Consider the following 23,648-nt stretch of genomic DNA (forward strand, 5'->3'; position numbering starts at 1 on the left):
CCGGTGACCGTGCCGTTGACCGGGAGCATGTGATGACCACCCAGAGATCGTTCAAGGCCCGGGTTCGAGCCCGGATGGAGAAGACCGGCGAGAGTTACACCACCGCCCGCCGGCACCTGATCAATCGGGCCGCCGAGCCGGCGTCCACCGCCGCGTCCCCGCCAGCGCCTACCGAACCGACCGCCGCGGCTGCCGTGGCGCAGACCGAGCGGATCGCCGACGATCTGATCCGCGCCCGGACCGGCCGCGGCTGGGACGAGTGGTTCGCAGTGCTCGACGCCGCGTCCGCCACCGAGTGGACGCACACCCGGATCGCCCGTCACCTGGCCACCGAACACGAGGTGCCGGGCTGGTGGGCGCAGACCATCACCGTCGGGTACGAGCAGTCACGCGGCCTGCGTGCGCCGGGTCAACGACGCGGCGGTGGCTTCGAGGCCAGCGCGAGCCGGACGGTGGCCGTGCCGGCGCTGCGGTTGTTCGAGGCGTTCGCCGACGAGACGGCACGCGCCCGCTGGCTGCCCGACGTCGAGGTGCGCGTCCGCACCGCCACCGCGCCGCGCATCTTCCGGGCCGACTGGGCCGGTGGCCCCACCCGGATCGTGGTCGGCATCGACGCTGTCGGCGAGTCAAAGGCCCGGGTCAACGTCCTGCACGAGAAGCTGACCGGAGCCGAGCAGGCCGCGGAGCTCAAGGCGTACTGGCGGGACCGGCTCGCCGCACTGAAGGTGTTGTTCGAAACGGACGGAGACCACCGATGACCATGACATTCATCAACCTGCCGGTGCGCGACCTGACCACCGCCACCGAGTTCTACCGGGCGATCGGCTTCACCAGCGACCAGGCCGAGCCGGACGGCGACAGCATGGTGCTCACCATCTCCGACACCACCCGGCTGGTGCTGCACCTCCGCTCGGGCTTCGAGGCGTACACCGGGGTCGCCACGACGGACACGGCGACCAGCCGGGAGGTCATCGTCGGGCTGTCGGCGTCCAGCCGAGGGCAGGTCGACGAACTGGTCGACCAGGCGGCGGTCGCCGGCGGGGAGTCGCTCGGGCCGGGAATGGCCAACGGGCCGATGTACATGCGTGGCTTCCGCGACCTCGACGGCCACCAGTGGTCGTTCCTGCACATGGCCCGCTGACAGTGCGGCCCGGCGGCGGCCCGAAAAGGCCGCCGCCGGGCCCCGGTCAGTCCGGGCCGCCCGGCACGACCGCGACCACGCCGGCGGGCACGGCCGTCCGGCGCCGACGGGTCAGCAGCACCAGCGCCACCACGACGTACGCCCCGGCGGTCAGCGCGAACGCCACCGCGTTGCCGGCCGCCGTGGCGAGCAGACCGTAGCCGGCGTACGTCACGATGATCAGCACGTCGGTGGCCATCCCGGCCAGGGAGGTGACGGTGGCGCGGCTGGTGCCGGTGATCCGGGCCTGGAGCCGCGCGTCGGCCAGCACGGTGGCCAACTGCGCGGCGCCGAAGGCCACCGCGAGCAGCACGAACCCCGCCGGATGCCGAAGCAGGGCACCTGCGGCCAGCGCGACGCCGACCAGCGCCAGCAGCGCGGCGTAGCCTCGGCTGCCCAGCCGCTCCCCCGCCGGGGCGAGCAGCCCGCCGACTGTCACTCCGGCCCAGAGCAGCAGCAACAACAGGGGCACGGCCTGCGCCCCGACGCCGGTGTCCAGGGCCAGCAGCGGGGTGTACTCGTCCAGGGCACCCCAGTCGGCGGCGACCACGGCCACCAGCAGCACGGCGGCCCGTACCGGCGGACGGGTGCGGACCTGTGACACTCCGGCCCGCAGCGTGTCCCACCACCCCAGGTCACCATCGTCGTCCGGGCTCGCGGGCGGGGCGGTGTCCAGCTCGTCCGGCCGGGATGGTGCGGCGCCCGCCGGCCGGGCGGCCATCGCCGGCTCCGCGACCGGAACGCGTACGGCGGCGGGCGCGCGGTGTTCCGGGAAGCGGGTGGCGACGATCGTGGCGAGCAGGCAGGCGAGCACGCTGGCCGCGCCGACCACCGGGTACCCGCCGACGGCGAGCACCGGGCCGGCGAGCACTCCGGAGACCACCACGCCCAGCACGCCCGCCGTCCGCGCCCGCCCGAGCACCCGGGCGTACCGGCCGACAGCGCCGAGCCGGTCCAACTCGGTCCAGACCAGGGCCTCCAGCGCACCGGAGACCAGTGCGCCACCGGCGCCCCAGAGCAGGAAGCCGACTGCGAAGGCCGGGTACGACGGCAGCAGCACCCAGAGCGCGAAACCGGCTGCGGCCACCAGCGGGGCGAGGCACAGCAGCAGCCGGCGGGACAGCACGTCGGCCCAGGCGCCGGAGGGCACCTCGAACAGGATGCCGGCGGCGGACCAGATGACGAAGAGCGACGCGATCTGCCCCACCGACAGCCCGGTGTCGGCGAAGAACACCACGTACAGCGGGTAGAGCAGGACGAGGTCACTGAGGAACGCGTACCCGTAGAGGGTCGCCGTCAACTGACGGACCGCCGGCTCGGGCACACGCGAAGCGATGGGGGTCATGGGGCCTTCCCGTGGGAGTGGAGACGGACACCGGACGTGCGGTGCCCGTGGTGGCCCACGGGATCGGCCGACGCTGCTGGATCAATGTCGCCAGGTCATGCCCGCGATGCTAGACAACCGACGCGGCCGCGGCCAGCGCTTTCGGCGTGCCGGGAAGCGCGACCGTGCCGGGTGAGCGAGGCGTGGCGGGTGAGCGAGGCGGGGCGCACGACGAGGGGCGGGGCGGGACCAGATCGATCCCGCCCCGCCGCCGTACCGCTGGTGTCAGCGCCGGTCGACCGGCGGAATGACAGTGGTGGTCTCACTGTCGTCGCTGGTGCGCTGCCCGGGCACCGAGCGATCGGTGCCGCCCGTGACCACCTGGGTGGCGTCCGGGTCGGCGCCGGCGCCCACCACCTGCGTGACGTCCGAGTCGGTCGAGCCGCTGACCACCTGGGTCGTGTCGTCGGTCGCGGAGGGCCGGGCCGGCGTCGGCGTAACCTCGTCGACGGCGCTGCGATTGACCACCTGGGTGGCGTCGGAGCTGACCGGGAAGTGGACGACCTGGGTGGCCTCCGGGTCGGTGGGCCGGGTCACCACCTGGGTGGCGTCGGCGTCGGCCGGCCGGGGCACCACCTGGGTGGCCTCCGCGCCGCTGGTGGTGGTGGCCGACCGGCGGGCCAGCTCGGCCTCGGCGTCGCGGCGACCGGCCCGGTACGCCTGGGCGTGCTCGGCGATCAGCTGCGACTCCTGCTCGGCGCGGGTCAGCCACGACTCCCACCGACTCTGCATCGGACGGATCAGACCGCCGCCGACACCGACGACGAGGATGCCGCCGATCGTGGCCAGCACGGCGATCAGCACGGGAGTGGTGACCGCGGTGGCCACACCGATCTGGTTCAGCGCCGCGATGACACCGAGGCCGAGGATGAACACCGAGGCGATGGTGGCCAGCACCCGGCCGTACGACAGGCCGCCGAGCGCGCCACTGATGATGTCCTTGACCGCGTTGGCGATGGCGGCGGCGACCACGACGATGACGATCGCGACGAAGGCGCGGGGCAGCCACGAGATCACCGCGCCGAGCAGGTCGGAGATCGGGTTCGGGCCCCAGATGCCGAAGGCGAGCTGAAGGGTGAACAGCAGCACCGCGTAGTAGACGAGCTTCGCGACGATGTCACTGGCGTCGTACCGGGAGCGGCTCAACGCACGGCGGATGCCGCCGCGTTCGACGGCGCGGTCGAAGCCGACCCGTTCGAGGACCTTCTCCACGATCTTCAGTACGGCCTTGGCGATCAGCCATCCGGCCACCAGGATCGCCAGGAAGGCGACGGCCTTGGGCAGGAAGAGCATCACCGAGCGGAGAGCGTCGCCCACCGCGTCGCTGACGTTGTCACTCATCTGGTCATTCCTTAAATGGGGCAGCCGGAACGGTCAGCCCCGACCTACCCCCGACCCGACGCTCGGAAACGCCGACCAGGCAGGGCCGCCCTCACGACCGGGTGCTGGTGAGCGAACAGCACGCGGCCGCGCGGATGTGGAGTGCCCCGAACCCGCCCTCGCCGTCGAGGATCTGTACGTGGTGATGAGGTGTGCGTGTTGCGGTGTGACCTGTCCTCGGTGCTGGGCTGCGTCGTGCGTGGGGAGTCGAACCCCGCGCTGCCCACCGCGCGCCAAGAAGGGTGCCGGGATTGCAGCCCGGCCCTGTGTGTACACGCCTCCACGACGGCTACCTGCTCCACATCGCTGCTGGAGTCACTCAGTCCAGCAGGTCAGCCTCCCAGTTGGTGCGCTGAATCCGCACCTCGAGCTCGCGCAGCTGCCCGGCGAGCCCGTCGGCGCGTTCCCGAAGCTCGGCGACCGGCAACGCGGCGAGCATCTTCAGCTCGGAGCGGAGCTGCCGGGCCAGGTGACCACGCCCGCTGCCGGCTGCGGCGTCGGCGGCCGCCGTGACGGCCGCGTGCCGCAGTCGCAGGACGTCCCGCCGGGCCAACGCGTCGGTGAGCGTGCCCAGGTCGTCGACCGGCACCGTGGCGTTGGTCCGGTTGATGCGCCGGATCAGCGTCTCCAGGTTGTCGAGAACCTGGTCCAACTCCGTCATGAGCACCGCGGCGTCCTCCGGAGGCAGCTCGCCCTCCTGGTACCGGGCGCTGCCGTTGATCCGGGCCCGCAGCTGCTCGACCCGTCGTGCCGCCTCGGCGCGTTCGGTCAGGGCCTCACCAAGTTTCATCTTCCACCCCCGAGTCAGCGGCCAGGTTAGCCGAACGTTGATCTTTCGGCCGACCGGTTTTCCGGCTGCCCGTCAGGGGTGGGCGCCCTCTAGCGCGCGGACGAGTCTTGGCAATATTCTCCGGAGTACGTGCGGCCACTGGAGCTACTTTTCATCCCCCCGCCGTCGGCCGCAGGAGGAGATGCAATGCACGTCGACCATTCCGAAGTGGATCGCCGGACGCTGCTGCGGGCCGGTCTCGGCGCCGCAACGGTCGCCGTCGTCGGGAGCGAACTCGCCTTCCCGGGCGCGGCGCACGCCGCGCCGGGCACCGACCTGGACTGGATCATCAGCTGTGACGAGTGGGCCGCCCGCCCGCCGAAGGACCCGCTGTCGGTGAGCGCCATCGCCACCAACAAGATCATCGTGCATCACATGGCGTTCCCGAACGTCACCGACTACTCCCGCGAGCAGGCGGTCAAGCTGGCCCACGACTGCCAGGACCTGCACATGGACGGCAACGGCTGGTCGGACACCGGCCAGCACTTCACGGTGAGCCGTGGCGGGTACGTGCTGGAGGGCCGCCGGGGCAGCCTGGAGCGCCTGGAAGCCGGCGACCGGCAGATGATCTCGGCGCACTGTCCAGGTGAGAACGGCCGGGCTATCGGCATCGAGAACGAGGGCACCTACGTCACCGAGACGCCACCCGAGGCGTTGACCGACTCGCTGGTCAAGCTCTGCGTCGCGATCTGCCGGCAGTACGGGCTGCACGCGCACGACATCTTCGGCCACTGGGACTTCCGCACCACCCAGTGCCCGGGCGCGGCCTTCTATCGGCAGTTCCCCGAGCTGCGGCGGCGGGTGCACGCCGCCCTGGGCACCAGGCTCGGTGACGTGCCGGCGCGTCGCTGGCCGGACCTGTGGCGTTTCGTCAACTCCCCCTCGGTCCGGGTGGTGCAGCACCTGCTCGCCCACCGGGGCTACCCGGTGACCGTCAGCGGCACGTTCGACGCCGCGACCGTCGCGGCAGTGCAGGACTGGCAGGCCCGCAACGGCATCGCGGTGGACGTGGACGCCACACTCACCACGCCGACCTGGGAGACCCTGGCGCCGGAGCTGGACCAGCACGCCGCCGGAGCGCCGGTCACGGCCGTGCAGGAAATCCTCGCCACCAAGGGGTACGCGGTCACCGTCACCGGGGCGTACGACCACGCCACCCGGAGGGCGGTGCAGGACCTTCAGGCGCTGCACGGTCTGCCCCGCAACGGCAAGCTCAGCACGAGCACGTGGTGCACCGTCGTTGGCGGATCGGTCCGCGAGTCGTTCCGGCACCGCTGAGCGCGTGGTGGCGGTGCGCGGCCCACGCCCGCACCGCCACCAGCCAGCTCACCGGTTTGATCCGCCGCCCGGGCGGAAAGAGTCCCGGGCATGACCTGGGCCCGTCGAGCCGTACCCGCTGTCGCCGCCGCCGTCGCGGCCCTCGCCGCGCGGGATCTGATCCAGCGCGACCACGCGTTGCTGCGCAACTTTCCGGTCCTCGGCCGGGCCCGCTACCTGTTGGAGACGATCGGGCCGGAGCTACGGCAGTACATCGTGGCCGGCAACAACGAGGAGCGACCGTTCACCCGCGACCAGCGCCGCTGGGTGTACGCGTCGGCCAAGCAGGAGAACAACTACTTCGGTTTCGGCACTGACAACGACATCGAGTACACCCCCGGGTACCCGATCATCAAGCACCGCACGTTCGGTCGTGCCGTGCCGCCGTCGTCACCGGCCGCCGGGCACGACGTGCGGTTGCCCTGCGCGAAGGTGCTCGGCGCGGCACGGGGACGCGCCCGGGCGTTCCGACCGGAGTCGGTCGTCAACATCTCCGGGATGAGCTTCGGCTCGCTCTCCGGCAACGCCATCACCGCGCTCAACAAGGGGGCGGCGCTCGCCGGCTGCCTGCAGAACACCGGCGAGGGCGGCCTGTCGCCGTACCACCGCAACGGTGGTGAGCTGGTCTTCCAACTCGGCACCGCGTACTTCGGCTGCCGCGACGAGCACGGCCGGTTCAGCCTCGACAGCCTGAAGGACCTGGTCGCCGGCGCACCGGTGCGGGCACTGGAGATCAAGCTGAGCCAGGGCGCCAAGCCGAGCCTCGGTGGGCTGCTGCCCGGGGCGAAGGTGTCCGCCGAGATCGCCGCCACCCGGGGCATCCCGGCCGGTCAGGACTGCGTCAGCCCGTCCCGGCACGCCGAGTTCTCCGACTGCGACAGCCTGCTCGACTGGGTGGAGTTGCTGGCCGCCGAGACAGGACTGCCGGTCGGCATCAAGTCGGCGGTCGGTGACCTGGTCTTCTGGCAGGAGTTGGCCACCCTGATGCGGGACACCGGCCGGGGTGTGGACTTCGTGACGATCGACGGCGGCGAGGGCGGCACCGGGGCCGCGCCACTGATCTTCACCGACTCGGTGTCGCTCCCGTTCCAACAGGGCTTCTCCCGGGTGTACAAAGTCTTCGCCGAGCACGATCTGCACGAACAGGTGGTCTTCGTCGGCGGCGGCAAGCTCGGCCTGCCGGACAACGCCATTGTGGCGTTCGCGCTCGGCTGCGACCTGGTCAACGTCGGTCGGGAGGCGATGCTGGCGATCGGCTGCATCCAGGCGCAGAAGTGCCACACCGACACCTGCCCCACCGGCGTCGCCACACAGAACACGTGGCTCGCCCGGGGCCTGGACCCGACGTTGAAGTCGGTCCGGGCGGCCAACTACCTGCGGACGCTGCGCCGCGACCTGACCAAGGTCGCCGAGGCCTGCGGCGTCGAACACCCCGGCCTGATCGGCACCGACGCCGTGGAGATCCTGGACGGCCGCACCGGCTCCACCCCACTACACCAGGTGTACGGCTACCGGCCCGAATGGGGACTGCCCTCGCCCGCCGACCAGGCGGAGATCATCCGGCTGATGATCCCGGAGGCACCCCAGGGCGGCAGCGCCCCACCCTCCGCCACCGCCGTCGGCTGAGATAACGCCCGAACCTGGCCGGCCTGGGACCGGCCCTGGCCGCCAGCCCACCCCGGCCTCGGCCCAGACCTGGACTCCGACCCCGTCGGCCTCCGACCCGCCGGCCACTGACCCGCTGCTCTCCGACCAGGCCTGGGCTCCGACCCGCTGGTCTCCGACCGGGGAGCCATATTCGCCCTTGAGCGATATACCTCTGAGTCATAAATACGACTCAGAGGTATAGCCCGTTTTCGCGACATGCCCTCCAGCCGCCGCCGATGCGGCAACAGCCCGGGCTCAGCGACCGACCGGCCCGCGCCGCTCCGGCATTGCTCGGCGGTGCGGTGCTGGGCGCGTGGCCTGCCGCGACACCCCGCGGACATCCTGACGATCGCCGCCAGCGCCTCGGGTGGGGCGGGCCGAGGACGCCGCGTCGTCCGGCTTTGACGGGGATAACGCGTGGAGCCGCTGCCGAGGGCACCCGTATGGTGGCGCGGTGCTGATCAGACGCGAGACACCCGCTGACGTCGACGCCATTCGGGCGGTGCACTCCGCAGCCTTCGCCAAGGCCGACGGCGGTGACGACGTACCGGTCGAGGCGACCCTCGTCGACGCGCTGCGCGCCGACGAGGGCTGGCTGCCCGCGTACTCCCTGGTGGCGACCGATTCGGACGGCCAGGTCGTCGGTCACGTGGTGGCCACCCGCGGCCGGGTGGGTGGTGCGCCGGTGGCGCTCGGGCTGGGGCCGCTGGGCGTGCTGCCCGACTGGCAGCGGCGCGGGGTCGGCAGTGCGTTGATGCACGCCGTGCTCGGCGCGGCCGACGCGCGGGACGAACCGCTTGTGGTGCTGCTCGGGCATCCCGACTACTACCCGCGCTTCGGGTTCCGGCCGGCCGTCGAACTGGGCGTCACCCCTCCGCAGCCGTGGGGGCCGCAGTACTTCATGGCTCGCCCGTTGCACGCGTGGCGCGAGTCGATCCAGGGCGAGTTCCGCTACGCCGGCTCGTTCGACGACCTGTGAACCGACCCGCTATCCGTCGGCGGCGCGCCACCGACCTGGACGGCTGCGTCGCGGCGCTCGCCGTGGTTCACCGGGCCGACGGGTACCCGCTGAACTGGCCCGCCGACCCGCACCGCTGGCTGCGCGAGCCGCACCCGGCGCGAGCCTGGGTCGCCGTTGATGCCGACGCGGCCGTTGTCGGACACGTGGCGGTGCATCGGATCCCCGAGAAGGTGGACGGGCCGCCCGGCCGGCCGACGGCCGAGGTGGCTCGTCTCTTCGTGGTGCCGAAAGCCCGTGGGTTGGCGCTGGGCAGCGCGCTGCTGAACCGGGCCCGCCAGTGGGCGGACAAACGCGCAACGGATCTGGTGCTGGAGTTGGCCGCCGATGGCACCGCGGCCGCCGCGCTGTACGAGCGCGCAGGATGGCGGTGCGTCGGCACCACCACGGCACCATGGGCCGCACCCGACGGCAGCCCGGTGTCGCTGCGCCACTACACGCTGCGTCACCGCGCGCCGGGCTCCGACGTCGCACCGGCCAGCACCGCCAGGCGACGGGCGAGCCGGCCTGCGGCCTCGCGCAGCTCCGGAGGCTCCAGCACCTCCATCTCGTGATCCAGTCGGGCGAGGTGCGCGGCGAGCCAGTCCAGGTTGTCGCCGCCGACGACCAGCACGGACCATCCGTCGCGGTCGTCCTCGACCCGCCCCACCTGTGGTGGGACCACCTCCCGCAACCGCTCCGGTGGGGCGTGCACCCGCACCCGGGCGAGGTAGCGGTACGGCGCCCCGGTCACGGCCCGCTGCACGAAGGCGACCGGATCCGGGTGCTGGCGCGCCGGGAAACGCCAGGTCGTCGCCACGGCAGCCCGCATCCGATCCAGCCGGAACGTCCGCCAGTCGGCGCGGTCGACGTCCCAGGCCATCAGATACCAGCGGCGGCCGGTCGTGACCATCCGGATCGGCTCGACCGTCCGTTCCCGCTCACCAGCGTCTTGGCCGGGATAGTGGAATCGAACGCGTACCCCGTCCCGACAGGCCCGGGCGAGTGTCACCAGCAGCTCCGCGTCGATCTCGGCGACCGGGCCGATGAGGGTGTCGGTGGAGCCGTGCACCGCCCGTACCTCGGCGCGGAGCCGCGACGGCATCACCTGGTCGAGCTTCGCGAGTGCCCGCAGCGCCGCCTCGCTCGCCCCGGCGATCGTGCCCCCGGAGGCGAGGCGCAGGGACACCGCCGTGGCGATCGCCTCCTCGTCGTCGAGAAGCAACGGCGGCAGCCGGGTGCCCGCACCGAGTTGGTAGCCACCGCCGACGCCCGACACCGCGCGCACCGGGTAGCCGAGCGTCCGCAGACGCTGCACGTCGCGGCGCACGCACCGGCCGGTGACCCCCAGCTCGGCGGCGAGTTCGGCGGCCGTCCAGGACAGTCGTCGTTGCAGCAGCGCCAGCAGGCGCAGCACCCGCTCGGTCGTCGCCTCGACGGTCACCCGTCGATCGTTGCACGGATAGCGGAACAACCCTGTCCGCTATCCGCGAGAGGCTGGGATCATGACCGATCAGAACAGGAAGCAGGGATCCGCCGTGACCCGCGACGTCCAGATCACGTTCGACTGCGCCGACCCGGCGCGGTTGGCCACGTTCTGGGCCGAGGCGCTCGGTTACCAGGTGCAGGCGCCACCCGGAGACTTCGAGTCGTGGGACCAGGCGCTGGAGGCGATGGGTGTGCCGCCGGAGAACCGCAACGACGCGTCGGCGGTGGTCGACCCCGAGGGCACGCGGCCACGGCTGTTCTTTCAGCGGGTGCCGGAGCACAAGCAGGTGAAGAACCGCGTCCACCTCGACGTACGCGCGGCCCCCGGGCTGGAGGGTGACGAGCGGATGGCGGCCCTGGAGGCCGAAGCCGAACGGCTCGTCTCGCATGGTGCCAAGCGGCTCAGTCGGCACGAGCCCGCTCCCCCGTTGGGCGCCGGTCATCTCATCATGGCCGACCCCGAGGGCAACGAGTTCTGCCTCGACTGATCGGACGTTCCCCCAGCTCACTGCCGCACTCGCCGGACGCCATGCGAACATGTGTACGTGTCGCCCGGCGCCAGCATCCTGCACGCCGACCTGGACGCGTTCTACGCGTCGGTCGAGCAGCGCGACGACCCGCGCCTGCGTGGGCGGCCGGTGATCGTCGGTGGCGGCGTGGTGCTCGCGGCCAGCTACGAGGCGAAGGCGCGGGGCGTCCGCAGCGCGATGGGCGGCCAGCAGGCGCGAAGGCTGTGCCCGGACGCGATCGTCGTGCCGCCGCGGATGTCGGCGTACACGGCGGCGAGCCGCGCGGTCTTCGAGATCTTCCGGCAGACCACACCGCTGGTCGAGGGGCTCTCCATCGACGAGGCGTTCCTCGACGTGGGTGGTCTGCGGCGGCTGGTCGGGCCACCGGCCGAGATCGCCGAACGACTGCGCCGGGAGGTCCGCGACCGGGTCCACCTGCCGATCACGGTGGGGGTGGCCCGCACGAAGTTCCTGGCCAAGGTGGCCAGCGGCGTGGCGAAACCGGACGGCCTGCTGGTCGTCGCACCGGACGCCGAGCTGGCGTTCCTGCACCCGCTGCCGGTGGAACGGCTCTGGGGCGTCGGCCCGGTCACGGCCGCGAAGCTGCGCGAACGCCGGATCCGTACCGTCGGGGAGGTGGCCCGCCTCGGTGAGGCGGCGCTGGTGTCGCTGCTCGGTGCGGGCGCCGGCCGGCACCTGCACGCGCTGGCGCACAATCGCGACCCCCGGGCGGTGCAGGTGGGGCGGCGGCGCGGTTCGATGGGCGCGCAGCACGCGCTGAGTCGCAGCCCGCACGCTTCGACGGAACTGGACGCCATCCTCGCCGGCCTGGTGGACCGGGTCAGCCGGCGGATGCGGACGGCCGGGCGGTCCGGCCGCACCGTGGTGTTGCGGCTGCGCTTCGGCGACTACACCCGGGCGACCCGCTCGCACACGGTGGGTAAGGCGACGGCGGACACGACGCCACTGCTCGCCGCCGCGCGTGCGCTGCTACGCGCGGCGCTGCCCGAGATCGATCGCCGTGGCATCACCCTGATCGGTGTCTCCGTGGGCAACCTCGACGACAACCCGGTCCAGCCTGAGCTGCCGTTCCAGCCGGACCCAGGGTCCCATCTGGACGCTGCGGTCGACGCGGTCCGCGACCGGTTCGGATCAGCAGCGCTCACGCGGGCGATATTGCTCGGCCGGGAGCCGGGCGTGGAGATGCCACTTCTGCCGGACTGACCGATAAGCGTGCGGCGTCCACGACCGAGCTGCGATCAGAGACACATCACAGCAGGTCGGCGGTTTAGCCGGCGGCTGACGGGTGACCCTTGGGGGGTACAGCCTGACGAGGGGGGCCCACCATGTCCGACGACACCAGCAACCGACCGAGTCGCACCGCCGAGCGTCCGCACGACGTGACCGACCCGCTGCTGTGGCAGTTGGCAATCGACGTGCTGAGCGCACACGAGCCGGACGACGAGGGCCAGTGCCGCAACCTCCAGTGCGCCGGGCAGTCCTGGCCGTGCGCGGCCCGCACCGGCGCCGAGCACTCGCTGCGACTGGCGCGCAGCACTCCCAGCTCCGTCGAGGTGACCATCGACGGCACTGACAGCGAGGACGTCGACACGGACGGGCGCCGCGACGCAGCGGTGCCAGCTGCGCGCTGGGGCTGGAACGCCGGCCCCGCAGCGTCGCACCGAGGGGCGAAGACCGCCTCCGCGGCGTGACGGGCCACCAACATCTGAACTGATCCGCACCGCACAGGCGAACGCTCGGCCGGTTGTCCGGCCGAGCGTTCAGCTGTCGTGGCAGAGCCAGGCCACTTTGCGCCGCAGCAACTCCCGATGCCCGGGCGCCTCGTACGCCCGAACGTCCACGGCGGGCTGTGGGCTTCCGGTGATCCGGGAGCCCACAGCCGAAGAGGTACACCTACAGGGTGCGGGCCAGCCGGTCGGCGAGCGTCCGGGTGAAGCGGGCCGGGTCGGTCAGCTCACCGCCTTCGGCGAGCACCGCCAGGCCGTAGAGCAGCTCGGCGGTCTCGGTCAGGGCGGCGGTGTCTGTGCCCTGCTCATGGGCCTTGCGCAGCCCGGACACCAGCGGGTGACCGGGGTTGATCTCCAGGATCCGCTTGGTCGTGGGGATCTCGTGCCCCATCGCCCGGTACATCTTCTCCAGGGTCGGAGTGAGGTCGTGGGCGTCGCCGACGACGCAGGCCGGTGAGGTGGTCAGCCGCGACGACAGGCGGACCTCCCGGACGCTGTCGGTGAGGGTGGTCCCCAGCCAGTCGAGCAGCCCGGCGAACTCCTGTCGCTGCTGCTCGCGCTCGGCCTCGGCCTGCTGCTTCTCCTCGTCGGTGTCCAGGTCGATCTCACCCTTGGCGATCGAGCGCAGTGGCCGACCGTCGTACGTGCCGACCCGCTCGACCCACACCTCGTCGACCTGGTCGGTGAGGAGCAGCACCTCGTGCCCCTTGGCCCGGAACGCCTCCAGGTGCGGAGAGTTCTCGATGGCGGCCCGGGACTCGCCGGTGGCGTACCAGATGTCGCTCTGGCCGTCCTTCATCCGCGACACGTAGCCGGCCAGGTCGGTGGGTTCGGCCGGGTCGTTGGTGGACGCCACCGACAGGATGTCCAGCAGGGTGTCGCGGTTGTCGGTGTCGTCGATCAGCCCTTCCTTGACCACCGCGCCGAACTCGGTCCAGAAGGTGCGGTAGCGCTCGGCGTGGTTGGCCTTGAGGTCCTTGACCGTGGCGAGGACCTTCTTGACCAGGCGGCGGCGGACGATCTGGATCTGCCGGTCCTGCTGGAGGATCTCCCGGGAGATGTTCAGCGACAGGTCGTGCGCGTCGACCACGCCCTTGACGAAGCGCAGGTAGGTCGGGACCAGCGCCTCGCAGTCGTCCATGATGAAGACGCGCTTGACGTAGAGCTGGACGCCACGGCGGCCCTGCGGGGAGAACAGGTCCAGTGGGGCGTGGCTGGGCAGGAAGAGCAGCGCCTCGTACTCGAAGGTGCCCTCGCCCTTCATGTGCACGACCTCGAGCGGGTCGGCCCAGTCGTGGCTGACGTGCTTGTAGAACTCGTTGTACTCGGCGGCGTCGACCTCGTCGCGGGGCCGCGCCCAGAGCGCCTTCATCGAGTTGAGGGTCTGCACCTCGCGGGTGGCGGCCTCACCGTCGGCGCCCTGGCGTTCGCCGCTCATCCGGATCGGCCAGGCGATGAAGTCGGAGTAGCGCTTGACGATCTCGCGGACGGTCCACTCGGCCGTGTAGTCGTGCAGGTTGTCCTCGGTGTCGGCCGGCTTGAGGTGCAGCGTCACAGTGGTGCCCTGCGGCGCCTCGTCGACCGCCTCGATCGAGTACGTGCCCTCGCCGGTGGACTCCCAGCGGGTGCCGCCGGTCTCGCCGGCCTTGCGGGTCAGCAGGGTGACCCGGTCGGCGACCATGAACGCGGCGTAGAAGCCGACGCCGAACTGGCCGATGAGGTCCTGCTTGGCGTGGGCGTCGGCGGACTCGCGCAGTTGGCGCAGCAGCTCGGCGGTGCCCGACTTGGCGATCGTGCCGATCAGCTGGACGACCTCGTCGCGGGTCATTCCGATGCCGTTGTCGCGCACGGTGAGGGTGCGGGCGTCGCGGTCGATCTCCAGGGCGACGTGCAGGTCGTCGGTGTCGGCGACGAGGTCCTTGTCGACGAGGGTGGCCAGCCGGAGCTTGTCCAGTGCGTCGGACGCGTTCGAGATGAGTTCCCGCAGGAAGACGTCCTTGTTCGAATAGATCGAGTGGACCACCAACTGGAGGAGCTGACGCGCCTCGGCCTGGAATTCCAACGTTTCGGCCTGGTTGCTCACACCGTCTCCCATCTCGGCTCGTGCGAAGGTTCGCGGAAAGGATACGAGTCGTCACGGGTCGGGGTGTGAGCGCGTCCGGGTCGTATTCCCGATCCGGCCGGCCAACCCCGTGAGATGGCTGACTTTGCTCAACAGAAGTCAGGTCGCCTAACGTGACGGCCATGAAGATCGCTGGAAGCACCGCCCTCGTCACCGGCGCCAACCGTGGCCTCGGCCGGCACCTGGCCGCCGAACTCCTCGCCCGGGGCGCCACCGTCTACGCCGGCGCCCGCAACCCCGACAGCGTCGACCTACCCGGCGTGACGCCGGTCCGCCTCGACATCACCGACCCCGCCTCGGTGGCCGCCGCCGCCGAGCTGGCCGGCGGCGTGAACCTGCTGATCAACAACGCGGGCATCGACACCCGGACCGACCTCCTCGACGGCGACCTGGACCTCGTCCGGCTGGAGCTGGAGACCCACTACATCGGCACCCTGTCGACGATCCGGGCGTTCGCGCCGGTCATCGCCGGCAACGGCGGCGGAACGATCCTCAACGTGCTCTCGGTCCTGTCCTGGTTCGGCTCCCCGACCCACGCTGCCTACAGCGCCGCCAAGTCCGCCGAGTGGGCGATGACCAACGTGCTGCGCGTCCAACTGGCCGACCGGGGCGTCCGGGTCGCCGGCCTGCACGTCGGATACCTGGACACCGACATGGCCGCGGACATCACCGGCCCGAAGTCGGACCCGGCGGCGATCGCCCGCATCGGCGTCGACGGCGTCGAGGCCGACGCGTACGAGATCCTCGCCGACGACCTCAGCCGCCAGGTGCAGGCCGGGCTGGCCGGCGGCGTCGCCGCGCTCTACCCACAGCTCCCCTGACCCACCACGCGACGGGCCGCCACCGGAAGAACCGGTGGCGGCCCCTTCCCGGGTACGCGGTCAGCTCGCCTGCAACGTCACGTCATCGATCACGAAGGTGGTCTGCAACGACGAGTCCTCGGTGCCGGTGAACCGCAGCGTCACCGTCTGCCCGGCGAACGCGCCCACGTTGAGGCTGCGCTGCACGTAACCGGTCGCGGCGTTGAGATTCGAGTACGTCGCGAGGGTGGTCGAACCCGCCTGCACTGTGAGCCGGTCGTACGCCGTGGAGCTGGTGGTCTCGGCGGTGTCGATGTGCAGCCAGAACGACAGCGTGTACGTGGAGCAGCCGGCCGGCAGGGTCACCGACTGCGACAGGCTCTCGGTGCGGGTGGTGCCGAACCCGTTGAGCCACGCCTTGTACGACCCGGTCCGGGCCGGCTGGCCGCTGGCGTTGGTGATCACGCCGGAGGACGCGGTCCACGGCGTGCTGCCGCTCTCGAAGCCACCGTTTGCGACCACCTGGCCGCCGGTGCAGGTCGGGGTGCCGCCGCCCACGGCGAGCTGCCACAGCGCGTACGCGACACCGTCGGCCGCCCGGTTCAGCACTGTGGCGCTGACGTTGGCGGTGGTGTCGCAGGACCGGTGGTAACACGGGTCGTACGCGGAGTTGGCGGTGCCGCCCCACTTGGCGGCCTGGGCGCTGGTCTTGCGGGCGCTGGCGCCGGCGGCGTAGCCCGAGGTGGGGATGCCGGCCTGCTGGAAGTAGTAGTCGTCGGAGCGGCCCTGGCCCTCGACGTTCTCCTCCGGTTGCAGGCCCAACGAGTCCCAGTACGCCTTCAGCGGCGCCGCCGTGGTCGAGGTGACCCGGTTGATGAAGTACCCGCCGTTGGTCGAGCCGACCATGTCGAAGTTGTAGTAACCCTTGATGTAACCGCGCTGGGTGGCGCTGAGCGAGTTGACGTAGAACCGGGAGCCGTTGAGCCCCTGCTCCTCGTCGGTCCACCAGGCGAACCGCACCCGTTTGGTCACTGTCGGGTTCTGCGCGGCCAGGACGAGGGCGTTCTCCAGCAGGGTCGACGAGCCGGTGGCGTTGTCGTTGATGCCCGGGCCGGCCGAGACGCCGTCCAGGTGCGCGCCGAACATGACCACCTGGTCGGCCGGGCCGCCGGGCCACTCGGCGATGAGGTTGTTCGAGGGGTACCGGCAGCTGGAGCAGTACTGCTCGCTGACGGTGTAACCGGCCGACTGGAGCCTGGTCTTGACGTAGTTGAGCGAGGCGGTGTAGCCGGCGGAGCCGGCCCGTCGGTTGCCACCGTTGCTGGTGGCGATGGCGTTGAACTGGGTCAGGTGCGCCTGGACGTTGGTGATGGAGATGTCCGGCGCGGCCAACGCGGCGGCGGACGCGGCGATCGGCCGGGTCACCGTCGTGGCGGTCGGAGGTGACGCGGTCGCCGGTTGGGCGGCCAGCGGCACCGTCATTCCGGCGAACACGGCGAGCGCGATTCCCGCGCTCAGCGTTCTGCCTCTCATGGGGGCTCCTCGGGGTTGGAGAGAGATACCCGAGACACTGACAGATATCTATTTCTTGAGCATCGGTCGTTCGTCCCGAACCGCCGCCGGTTCGACGGTGGGTACCGGCGTCGGCACAGGTGAGTAGAGGTGTCAGGATGGGTAGGTAACGCGGCAGGGGTCGTCGGGCCCGGAACGGGGGCTTGCGATGGGGTCGGATCGAGCGTGACGCGACCCAGCATTGACCTGTTCGTCGGCGGCGGCGACACCGGGCGGTTGATGGCACAGCTGGACTGGGCCGGCACCCCGCTGGGCCCGGTCGGCGGATGGCCGCAGAGCCTTCGCGCCGCCGTCCGGATGGTGCTCTCCTCCCGGTATCCCATGCTGCTGCTCTGGGGCGAGAGCTACTCCCAGCTCTACAACGACGCGTACTCGGCGCTGATCGGCGACAAGCACCCCGCCGCGCTCGGCGACGACGTCCGGGTGACGCTGGCCGAGGGCTGGCACGTGCTCGCCCCGCTGATCGAGGAGGCCATGGCGACCGGCGTGGCCAGCTGGGTCCCCGCGCTGCAACTGCTGCTGGAGCGGGCCGGCTACCGCGAGGAGGCGTACTTCAGCGTCTCGCACGCCCCGGCCCGCGACGACGACGGCAGCACCGTCGGCGTACTGACCGTGTGTAGCGAGGTCACCCAACAGGTGGTCGGCGAACGTCGGCTCCGTCTCCTGCGCGACCTGTCAGTGCTCGGCGACGGACGCACCGTCGACGTGGACGCCACCGGCGCTCGGCTGATCGACGTGATCGACGGCCACCCCCTGGACGTGCCGTTCGCCGCCATCTACCTGCGCGACGGCACGGCGCTGCGCCGGGTCGCCTGCACCGGCGGCGACCAGGGGCACGCCCGGGCCCTGCCGGACGCCGTCGAGCTGACCGACCCGGGCCCGCCCGCGTACGCCTGGGGGCTGGCGGACGCCGCCGAGGGCCGGGCGACCCAGGTGACCCACGTCGCCGACCTGCTGCCGCTGCCCGCCGGCCCGTGGAACGATCCGGTCCGCACCGCGCTGGCGCTGCCGCTGCCCTCCGCCGACGAGGATCAGCCGCTCGGCGTCCTGCTCGCCGGAGTCAGCCCCAGCCGAGGGCTCGACGAGGGGTACCGCTCCTTCCACCAACTGCTCGCCCAGCAGATCTCCGTGGCGTTGCGCAACGCCCAGGAGTACGAGGAGGAGCGGCGCCGGATCGAGGCGATGGCGGAACTGGACCGGGTCAAAACCGACTTCTTCGCCAACGTCAGCCATGAGTTCCGCACCCCGTTGACCCTCATCCTCGGCCCGCTGACCGACGCCCTCACCGACGCCACCGCCCCGTTGCCGGCGGTGCAGCGGGAGCGGGTGGAGACCGGCTGGCGTAACGCCACCCGGCTGTTGACGCTGGTCAACAGCCTGCTCACCTTCTCCAGCCTGGAGGCCGGGCGCGCGCGCAGCGACGCCCGGGTGGTCGACCTGGCCGCGCTGACCGCCGAGCTCGCCGGGGTGTTCCGGGCCGCCGTCGAGCGGGCCGGGCTGACTCTCGAGGTGAGCTGCCCACCGCTGCCCCGGCCGGTCGCTGTCGACCCGGTCAACTGGGAACGCATCGTCACGAACCTGCTCTCCAACGCGCTGAAGTACACGTTCATCGGCCGCATCCGGGTCACCGTCGACGCCGACGACGAGGAGGTGCGCCTCACCGTCGCGGACACCGGCATCGGCATCGCGGAACGGGACCTGCCAAAACTCTTCGAACGCTTCCACCGGGTGCGGGGCGCGCGCTCGCGCAGTCACGAGGGCACCGGCATCGGCCTGGCCCTGGTGCACGAGTTGGCCCGGCTGGAGGGCGGCGACGTGCGCGTGATCAGCCAGGTGGGCGTCGGCAGCAGGTTCACCGTGACGCTGCCCTGGTCGGCGGCGCATCGCACAGCGGTCACCGGGCCGGCGGTGGACGGGCGGGGTGACGCGGCCCGCGCCGCCGTCGAGGAGGCGATGGGCTGGCTCACCGAAGCGGACGACGTGCTGACCGAGCCCGATCCCGCGTCCGGGCCGGCCACGGACGAGCTGGCCGGCGCCCGGATCCTGCTCGCCGACGACAACGCCGACATGCGGGCGTACCTCACCCGGCTGCTCGCCGGGCAGGGCTGGCGGGTGCGGGCCGTCACCGACGGCCGGCAGGCCCTCGACGAGATCCACCGTGATCCACCAGACCTGGTCCTGACCGACGTGATGATGCCGGTGCTGGACGGCTTCGACCTGGTGCGCCGGCTACGCGCTGACCCGACGACCCGGACGATGCCGGTGCTGGTGCTCTCCGCCCGCGCCGGTGGGGAGGCCAGCGTGGAGGGCCTGAGCCTGGGCGCCGACGACTACCTGGTCAAACCGTTCGCCGCGGCCGAGTTGATCGCCCGGATCCGGGCCAGCATCCGCCGAGCCCGCGACCGTTCCCCCGCCGCGGTGATCGGCAGCGACCCGACGACGGGCACTGTCCCTGCGCCGTCGGCCCGACCTGCCCCGGTCGGGCCCGTTCCGCCGACCCCGGTGGTCGAACCCGTCCGCGACGCGTCCGTGGTCGTGGAGGGGCCGGCCGACCCGGACGGGCTGGGTGACCTCCTGGACGTCGGATGGACGTACCCGTCCGCACCCACCTCCGCCGCCGCGATGCGTCGGGACGTCCGGGGCTCACTGGGCGAGCTGGACGTCGACCCGGACGTGCTGGAAGATCTCCTGCTCGCCGCCTCGGAGGCCATGAACAACGCCGTCGAGCACGCGCAGCGGCCCAGCCGCCCGGAGGTGCGGGTGCGCGTCCAGGTGGGTGGCGGTCTGGTCCGGATCTCGGTACGAGATTTCGGCACCTGGCGGGACCGCCGGCCGGCGATGGACCGGGGGCGCGGCGCGCTGCTGATGAACGCCTACGGCGACGTGCGGCTGGTCTCCACCGCCGAGGGGACGACTGTGACCATCGAGCGTCGACTGGCCTGATCGCCGGCGGCGCGTCAGAGTCGGCGGCCGCTGGCGTCGCGGGCGATGATGCCGTCCAGCCGCTCCCCCGGAGTGAGCCGCGCCGGGTCGAACCAGAAGATCAGCACCTGCTTGTCGCCGCTCCATGGCGCCACTCGGGCGTCGACCTGCCGACCGTCGACGGTGCCGATGATCCGCTTGGCGGGGCCGACGAAGTAACCGAAGGTGGGCACCGGCGCGGCGAAGCGCTCGTCGTAGCCGATCTGGTGGAACCCGGCGCTGCGGTCGCTACCCTCCACGTCGTTGACCAGGATGTCGGTGCTCAACGAGCCGTCCGGAGCTTGGCGACCGGCGGCCAGTCCGATGGACACCTCGGGTTCGCCGGGCACGGACACCGGGACGAAGTAGTAGACCCGACGCTCGGCGCCGTGCCGCACCCCGCTGTCCACGATCTGGCCCAGCGGCTTCGGTGGCGGCTCGTCGCGGCCCACCGTCGGCGGTGGCGTGGAGCCCAGCGACTTCTCCGCCCACGGCGAGACACCGACCGACGGTGGAGCGACGGCGACCGGCGGTGGGTGCTCGGTCGGCGCCGGATCGCCGGGCCCGGACGCGCCGACCGCCACCACCACGACCACGGCGGCCAGGCCGGTCGCGAGCGACGCCGCCCCGGCTCCGGCGACGCGCCGACGGGTACGCAGCCGACGCCCCTCGCGCATCACGGTGGTCAGGTCGAGCACGGCGTCGGGGCGCTCGGTCGCCCGCATGGCGTGGCGGAGCCGGTCCAGCTCGCTCATCGGCGCGCCTCCTCATCGGCCGTGCGGGGCGCGGCGGTGCGCAACTTCTCCAACGCTCGCGAGCTGGTGCTCTTGACCGTGCCGACGGATACGGAGAGTTCCCGGGCCACCTGCGCCTCCGGCAGGTCGAAGTAGTAGCGCAGGACGACGATGGCGCGCTCCCGGGGACTCAGCGCACCGAGGATGGTGATCAACCAGCGCCGGGTGGCCACGTCGTCGGCCACATCGCCACGCCGTTGCTCCGGCACCGCGTCGGTCGGGTACTCCCGCATCGGCCGTCGCCACCCGTCGACCAGATGGTTGACCAGCGTGCGGCGGGCGTACCCGTAGGCGTCGTCGTCGTGGATCCGCGACCACGACGCGTAGGTGCGCACCAGTGCGGTCTGCGCGGCGTCCTCGGCCTGATGGTGGTCACCGGTCATCAGGAACGCGGCGTGCACCAGTCGCGCGGACGCCGCCCGCGCGAACTCGACGAAATCCGCGTCACCCCGCGCCACCGCGAACCCTCCCCGTGCCACAGAGCTAGAGACGGGCGAGGTCGGCAAAAGGTTGAGCCCTGGGTCACATCAACTTTTCGCCACTGTCACCCGTCTTCTCCTCCGCGCCGCCGCCGAGCGACGCGCGAGGGGAGAGACATGTCGACGAAGGCTACCCGCCGATGGGGTCGCGCCTCGATGGCGTCGCTGCTGGTGGTGGCGCTGCTCACCGGGTGCGGCCTGCCCGCCGCCGGGCAACCCGCCACCGACCCGGTCGCCGCCGGGCCGCTGCCCGATGGACCGGCGACACCTGTCGGTCGGCCGACCGGGGCCGCCGAGGTCCGACCCAGTTCCGCGCCCGTCATCCCGGTCAGCTACCCCGCCACCGGCGGTAACCGCTGGTCGGTGGCGCCCGGCGAGACGACCCCCGGGCGCGCGACGGCCGGCCGGTTGCTGCGCTACCGGGTCGCCGTGGAGCGCGACATCCGGGGCCTGCCGGCGAAGGACATCGCCACGGCAATCACCACGACGTTGAACGACCCACGCGGGTGGACGGCGGGCGGGGCGTGGCGGTTGCGCCGGGTCGGTGCCGGCGAACCGACCGACTTCACCATCTACCTGGCGACCCCCGGCACCCGCGACACCCTCTGCCAGGACGTGCCGGACGCCTACACCTCCTGTCGCAACGGTGGCCGGGTGGTGCTCAACGTGGCGCGCTGGGTCAAGGGGGTGCCGGGTTACGGCGCGACAGTGGAGACCTACCGGCAGTACATGGTCAACCACGAGGTGGGGCACAAACTCGGGTACGGCCACGAGCGGTGCCCCGGACGGGGCCGACCGGCACCGGTGATGCAGCAGCAGACACTGGGCCTGCACGGCTGCACCGCGAACGCCTGGCCGTACCCGAAGGGAAAGGCCCGCTACAGCGGGCCGGTCGGGGCGTACGACGACGCGATCCCCCGGCGTGAGGGCGCGTACTCGGCGTCGTGAGGACGGCGTGCCCTCAGGTTTGCCGACGGCGCTCCTGTTCGAGTCGCTCGTCCTGCCGGCCCATCTCGTAGATGGCGTTGAGACTGGTCGGCAATCGGCTGACGTTGTCGGGCACCGGGCCGGAATCCGGCTCCGGGCCGGAATCCGGTACGGGTCCGGGGTCCGGCCGGGGCGCGGCGACGGCAGGAACCGGGGCCCGGCGGCGCAGGAGCAACAGCGCCAGCACCGCGAGGACCGCCACGACCAGCAGGTACGACGCGGGTGGCCAGGCATTGCGGGTGGGGCTGGCGAGCGCCGGCGGGACGGTCGGCGCGGGGGTGTCGCCGTCACGCGGCGGCACGGCGGCCTCGCGGGTGCCGGTGCCCTCCCCGGCGGTGCGGCGATCGGATGCTGCGGGTGCGGGGACACCACCACCGCCCGCCGACCGGGCTGGCTTGGGGATCGTGATGGGTTCCGCCGGGCTGGGCCGACCGGCGACCGGTGGCCGACTCGGCGTGGCCGCCCCGGTGGGGGTGTCACTCGGCGTCGGAGCGGCACTCGGCGTGTCGCCACCGAGCAGATCGTCGACGATCCGGCCGACGCCGCCGACTATGTCACCGAGCGGATTGGTGGTGGCCGACGGGGACGGCGCGGGTGCGAGGGCGAGAGTCAGCGCGAGAACGACGACGGTAGGCATGACGCCACCTCCGATGTGCCGATATGCCACGCACCGTACCGCATCGTGGGATCGCGTGGGTGACACCGGCACACCGGGGCGGGGACGCTTCTGGCGCTCGCCCCCGCCCGCGAATGTCGCTGATGGTCAGACCGGCAGGCCACCGACCTGAGTGGAGATCCACGGTCGGATCGACGGCAGGTCGACGTAGATGGACGGACCGGTGGCGCAGGTGGAGTTGTTGTTGCCGGCCCGGCTCGTGGCGCCGATCAGGTTCCACACTCCGTTGACCCGGCGCACCTGCGGACCACCCGAGTCGCCGTAGCAGGCGCCGGAGTTGCCGTTGGTGTTGTTGGTGCAGATCTCGTACGGACCGTTGATGCCGGAGCACCGGCTGTCGGCCACGATGGACGTGTCGAGTTCGTTGGCCACCGCCGGGGCCGAACCGCAGCCCCGCGGGGCGCAGGTCTGGCCCCAGCCGATGATCCGGGTGGCGGTACCGACCGCGCCGGAGGTGCTCGGGATCGGGGCCGGCGCGTACGTGACCGAGCTGGCCAGTTGCAGCAACTTGACGTCGACGCTCGGGTGGTTCACCGCCCGGGTCACCCGCACCACGGTCCCGCCGCTGGAACGGTTGATGCTGCCCACCCGCACCGAGGACGGCGTCGAACAGTGCTTGGCGGTGACCGCCCAGTTGCCCTTGATCAGCGTGCCGGTGCAGCCTGAGACGTACACCATGAAGGGGTAGTTCTCCGTGGCCGGTCGGCCGCCGACCACCAGCGGGCTGATGTCCGAGGCGCCGTTCCAGGTGTACGTCGTGCTGGCCGGCCCGGCCAGG

At 71.9% G+C, this 23,648-nt stretch carries 22 protein-coding genes; 12 read left to right on the forward strand and 10 right to left on the reverse strand.

Annotation, left to right across the window (positions count from 1 at the left end; genetic code table 11):
• The first annotated feature begins 32 nt into the window (after window positions 1–32).
• The gene (locus GUI43_RS07380; protein ID WP_167457779.1) at window positions 33–758 is read left to right on the forward strand and encodes a DUF4287 domain-containing protein; all 726 of its coding nucleotides are present in this window, start codon (window positions 33–35) and stop codon (window positions 756–758) included.
• Window positions 755–1,141 (forward strand): VOC family protein, encoded by a 387-nt coding sequence (locus tag GUI43_RS07385; protein ID WP_112602490.1) that lies wholly within the window; start codon window positions 755–757, stop codon window positions 1,139–1,141. The genes GUI43_RS07380 and GUI43_RS07385 overlap by 4 nt, the downstream gene beginning before the upstream one ends.
• Before the next feature lie 46 nt (window positions 1,142–1,187).
• Here GUI43_RS07385 and GUI43_RS07390 read toward each other — a convergent pair whose 3' ends face one another.
• From GUI43_RS07390 to GUI43_RS07400, 3 genes are all read right to left on the reverse strand, one after another.
• Window positions 1,188–2,525 (reverse strand): MFS transporter, encoded by a 1,338-nt coding sequence (locus tag GUI43_RS07390; RefSeq protein WP_112698409.1) that lies wholly within the window; start codon window positions 2,523–2,525, stop codon window positions 1,188–1,190.
• 264 nt (window positions 2,526–2,789) lie between these two features.
• Window positions 2,790–3,905: a mechanosensitive ion channel family protein gene (locus GUI43_RS07395; RefSeq protein WP_112698410.1), complete on the reverse strand. Its 1,116-nt coding sequence runs from the start codon at window positions 3,903–3,905 to the stop codon at window positions 2,790–2,792.
• Window positions 3,906–4,263: 358 nt separating this feature from the next.
• Window positions 4,264–4,734, reverse strand: coding sequence for a DIP1984 family protein (locus tag GUI43_RS07400; RefSeq protein WP_112587734.1), 471 nt, complete (start codon window positions 4,732–4,734; stop codon window positions 4,264–4,266).
• A 186-nt stretch (window positions 4,735–4,920) separates the two neighbouring features.
• On the opposite strand from GUI43_RS07400, the gene GUI43_RS07405 reads away from it, so the two are divergent.
• From GUI43_RS07405 to GUI43_RS07420, 4 genes are all read left to right on the forward strand, one after another.
• Window positions 4,921–6,051: a peptidoglycan recognition protein family protein gene (locus GUI43_RS07405; RefSeq protein WP_112602493.1), complete on the forward strand. Its 1,131-nt coding sequence runs from the start codon at window positions 4,921–4,923 to the stop codon at window positions 6,049–6,051.
• Window positions 6,052–6,141: 90 nt separating this feature from the next.
• Window positions 6,142–7,716 carry an FMN-binding glutamate synthase family protein gene (locus GUI43_RS07410; RefSeq protein WP_112698411.1) on the forward strand — a complete coding sequence of 525 codons (1,575 nt, stop codon included), beginning with the start codon at window positions 6,142–6,144 and terminating at the stop codon, window positions 7,714–7,716.
• A 475-nt stretch (window positions 7,717–8,191) separates the two neighbouring features.
• Window positions 8,192–8,716 carry a GNAT family N-acetyltransferase gene (locus GUI43_RS07415; RefSeq protein ID WP_112698412.1) on the forward strand — a complete coding sequence of 175 codons (525 nt, stop codon included), beginning with the start codon at window positions 8,192–8,194 and terminating at the stop codon, window positions 8,714–8,716.
• On the forward strand, window positions 8,713–9,309 hold the full coding sequence (locus GUI43_RS07420; RefSeq protein WP_112698413.1) for a GNAT family N-acetyltransferase: 597 nt from the start codon (window positions 8,713–8,715) through the stop codon (window positions 9,307–9,309). Before GUI43_RS07415 ends, GUI43_RS07420 begins: the two co-directional genes overlap by 4 nt.
• Here GUI43_RS07420 and GUI43_RS07425 read toward each other — a convergent pair.
• Complete coding sequence (locus GUI43_RS07425) at window positions 9,201–10,178, reverse strand: helix-turn-helix transcriptional regulator (RefSeq protein WP_112587745.1); 978 nt, start codon at window positions 10,176–10,178, stop codon at window positions 9,201–9,203. The genes GUI43_RS07420 and GUI43_RS07425 overlap by 109 nt on opposite strands.
• 61 nt (window positions 10,179–10,239) lie before the next feature.
• Between GUI43_RS07425 and GUI43_RS07430 the strand changes: the two genes are divergently transcribed.
• The 3 genes from GUI43_RS07430 (at window position 10,240) to GUI43_RS07440 (ending at window position 12,443) form a co-directional block, all read left to right on the forward strand.
• Complete coding sequence (locus GUI43_RS07430) at window positions 10,240–10,710, forward strand: VOC family protein (protein WP_208646759.1); 471 nt, start codon at window positions 10,240–10,242, stop codon at window positions 10,708–10,710.
• Window positions 10,711–10,767: 57 nt separating this feature from the next.
• Window positions 10,768–11,955, forward strand: a complete 1,188-nt coding sequence (gene dinB / locus GUI43_RS07435) for a DNA polymerase IV (RefSeq protein ID WP_112698445.1) — start codon at window positions 10,768–10,770, stop codon at window positions 11,953–11,955.
• A gap of 122 nt (window positions 11,956–12,077) precedes the next feature.
• The gene (locus GUI43_RS07440) at window positions 12,078–12,443 is read left to right on the forward strand and encodes a hypothetical protein (protein ID WP_112698414.1); all 366 of its coding nucleotides are present in this window, start codon (window positions 12,078–12,080) and stop codon (window positions 12,441–12,443) included.
• 202 nt (window positions 12,444–12,645) lie between these two features.
• Here the strand turns inward: GUI43_RS07440 and htpG are convergent, their stop codons facing one another.
• On the reverse strand, window positions 12,646–14,574 hold the full coding sequence (htpG, locus tag GUI43_RS07445) for a molecular chaperone HtpG (RefSeq protein ID WP_112698415.1): 1,929 nt from the start codon (window positions 14,572–14,574) through the stop codon (window positions 12,646–12,648).
• 149 nt (window positions 14,575–14,723) lie between these two features.
• On the opposite strand from htpG, the gene GUI43_RS07450 reads away from it, so the two are divergent.
• The gene (locus GUI43_RS07450) at window positions 14,724–15,422 is read left to right on the forward strand and encodes an SDR family oxidoreductase (RefSeq protein ID WP_112587750.1); all 699 of its coding nucleotides are present in this window, start codon (window positions 14,724–14,726) and stop codon (window positions 15,420–15,422) included.
• 60 nt (window positions 15,423–15,482) lie between these two features.
• On the opposite strand, the gene GUI43_RS07455 is transcribed toward GUI43_RS07450, so the two are convergent.
• Window positions 15,483–16,934 carry a M28 family peptidase gene (locus GUI43_RS07455; protein WP_112698416.1) on the reverse strand — a complete coding sequence of 484 codons (1,452 nt, stop codon included), beginning with the start codon at window positions 16,932–16,934 and terminating at the stop codon, window positions 15,483–15,485.
• 204 nt (window positions 16,935–17,138) lie between these two features.
• Here GUI43_RS07455 and GUI43_RS07460 point away from each other — a divergent pair, with 204 nt between their 5' ends.
• A complete protein-coding gene (locus tag GUI43_RS07460) occupies window positions 17,139–19,916 on the forward strand; it encodes an ATP-binding protein (RefSeq protein WP_112698417.1) in 2,778 nt (925 codons plus the stop codon).
• 14 nt (window positions 19,917–19,930) lie between these two features.
• On the opposite strand, the gene GUI43_RS07465 is transcribed toward GUI43_RS07460, so the two are convergent.
• Together GUI43_RS07465 and GUI43_RS07470 are read right to left on the reverse strand one after the other, a co-directional pair.
• Window positions 19,931–20,689: a hypothetical protein gene (locus GUI43_RS07465; RefSeq protein WP_112587756.1), complete on the reverse strand. Its 759-nt coding sequence runs from the start codon at window positions 20,687–20,689 to the stop codon at window positions 19,931–19,933.
• Window positions 20,686–21,186 (reverse strand): SigE family RNA polymerase sigma factor, encoded by a 501-nt coding sequence (locus GUI43_RS07470; protein ID WP_112587967.1) that lies wholly within the window; start codon window positions 21,184–21,186, stop codon window positions 20,686–20,688. The genes GUI43_RS07465 and GUI43_RS07470 overlap by 4 nt, the downstream gene beginning before the upstream one ends.
• Before the next feature lie 138 nt (window positions 21,187–21,324).
• Here GUI43_RS07470 and GUI43_RS07475 point away from each other — a divergent pair, with 138 nt between their 5' ends.
• The gene (locus tag GUI43_RS07475; RefSeq protein WP_112698418.1) at window positions 21,325–22,155 is read left to right on the forward strand and encodes a DUF3152 domain-containing protein; all 831 of its coding nucleotides are present in this window, start codon (window positions 21,325–21,327) and stop codon (window positions 22,153–22,155) included.
• 13 nt (window positions 22,156–22,168) lie between these two features.
• On the opposite strand, the gene GUI43_RS07480 is transcribed toward GUI43_RS07475, so the two are convergent.
• Both GUI43_RS07480 and GUI43_RS35105 read right to left on the reverse strand, forming a co-directional pair.
• Window positions 22,169–22,831, reverse strand: a complete 663-nt coding sequence (locus GUI43_RS07480; protein WP_112698419.1) for a hypothetical protein — start codon at window positions 22,829–22,831, stop codon at window positions 22,169–22,171.
• A gap of 126 nt (window positions 22,832–22,957) precedes the next feature.
• Window positions 22,958–23,647: a S1 family peptidase gene (locus GUI43_RS35105; RefSeq protein ID WP_428842203.1), complete on the reverse strand. Its 690-nt coding sequence runs from the start codon at window positions 23,645–23,647 to the stop codon at window positions 22,958–22,960.
• Between the last annotated feature and the right edge of the window lies 1 nt (window position 23,648).

This window comes from Micromonospora noduli, from assembly GCF_003264365.1.
In the GTDB taxonomy this organism is placed as follows: Bacteria; Actinomycetota; Actinomycetes; order Mycobacteriales; family Micromonosporaceae; genus Micromonospora; species Micromonospora noduli.